This is a genomic window from uncultured Thiodictyon sp. (assembly GCA_903837595.1).
Lineage (GTDB): Bacteria > Pseudomonadota > Gammaproteobacteria > Chromatiales > Chromatiaceae > Thiodictyon.
Genome location: CAILVI010000050.1, coordinates 1 through 1,535 on the forward strand (window position 1 = coordinate 1; position 1,535 = coordinate 1,535).

At 63.6% G+C, this 1,535-nt stretch carries 1 protein-coding gene and 1 pseudogene; both read left to right on the forward strand.

Features of this window, described 5'->3' with window-relative positions:
* Positions 1 to 181 precede the first annotated feature (181 nt).
* The gene (locus tag QZY44_RS02750; RefSeq protein WP_295441909.1) at positions 182 to 682 is read left to right on the forward strand and encodes a hypothetical protein; all 501 of its coding nucleotides are present in this window, start codon (positions 182 to 184) and stop codon (positions 680 to 682) included.
* A 50-nt stretch (positions 683 to 732) separates the two neighbouring features.
* A pseudogene (locus tag QZY44_RS02755) lies at positions 733 to 1,535 on the forward strand (hypothetical protein); the annotation flags it as partial.

Consider the following 1,535-nt stretch of genomic DNA (forward strand, 5'->3'; position numbering starts at 1 on the left):
GATGCACCGCGCAAGAACAATTTTAGCCGCATGGCTCGTCTTGACCGCCGCTTGCCTCTGCGCAGCGCCGACGGCAGCCGCCGTCCAGGGGAAATCAGTCACACCCTCCAAAGAGTCGACCACCCTCGGCGGGGTCCGCAGGGCGATCCGGCCGGAGGAGATGAGCGCGCAAGACCGGAGGATGCTCGAGCTGGCCGAGGCCGCGGCTAAGGAGTGCTCCGCAATCTTGGAGCGGGCCATCGACAGGGGGATCAAGTCCGAGGAAGAGTTCTTCAGCGCCCTCTACTTCCCCGTCCTCCCGGTGACGACCCCGGCGACCTTCACGACCTTCTATGATGACTACACCGACAAGTTCATCACCCCGATCGAGGACCGCTACCTCAGCCGCGACAAGGACCTCCTCTTTGTCGCCTTGGTCGACGCCAACGGCTACGTCCCTTCCCATAACTCGAAGTATGCACAGCCCGCCACCGGCGATCCGCAGCTGGACCTCAAGCGCCGGCGCACCAAACGCATCTTCAACGACATCACCGGGTTCTTCGCGGTGAAGCACACCCAAGGCGCGCTCATCCAGCTTTATCGCCGAGACACCGGCGAAATCGTCGCGGACCTCTCCGTGCCCGTAACCGTCAAGGGCCGCTATTGGGGCGCCCTGCGGGTGGGCTACGCGCGCAAGTCCTGAAAATTCTCAAGAAACTCTCGACCAAGGTCTCCCTGGCTTTGATCGCGGTCATGGCCGCGGTCACGGGGGTATTCACCTGGTACCTCGTGCGGGACCTCACCCGGCAGGCCAACGCGGTCATCCTGGAAAAGGGGATCGCTTCGGCCCAGACCGGCGCGACGATCATGAGCGGGACGCTCGACCATATCATCGACAACGGACTCTTCTCGGTTGACGAGGTTTTCGACAGCACCCTGACGCCCATCCGACTGCCCAAGCGCATCATGGACGGCTACCGGGGTACGTCTCCGGAAGACCTGGAGTCGGTCCGGAAATACCATTATGCCTCGACCTTGGACTCCTATCTGGACAACCAGATCATCAACATCCAGGACCAATTCCTCAAGGACCCCCAGATCGTCTATGCGGTGCTGCTCGACGTCAACGGCTACGTGCCAACCCATAACTCGGTGTATTGCGCACCACTGACCGGGGATTTCCGCCGCGACCGGGGCCACAACCGCGCCAAGCGCATCTACACCGACCCGGTGGCCATGGCCGCATGCCGCAACGCCCAGAAGCAGTTCCTCCGGCAGGTCTACCGCCGCGACACCGGGGAAACGACCTGGGACATCTCGGCCCCGGTCTTCGTGAAGGGCCGCCATTGGGGAACCTTCCGTGTCGGCCTCTCCATGGAGAAGACGCGCCAGGCCATCGCGGCCTTGAGCCGCAAGCTCCTCGTCCTCATGGGGCTTCTCCTGCTCGTCACGGTGCTCATCATCAACCGCGTCACGGACCTGCTGATGAGGCCGCTCGACCGCCTCCACGACGGGGTCGCGCGGGTGGCCAAGGGCGACCTGGCGAGCCGCCTGGA

Coding starts and splice junctions, on each gene's coding strand:
- QZY44_RS02750 (WP_295441909.1), top strand. CDS start 182: ATGCTCGAGCTGGCCGAGGCCGCGGCTAAGGAGTGCTCCGCAATCTTG.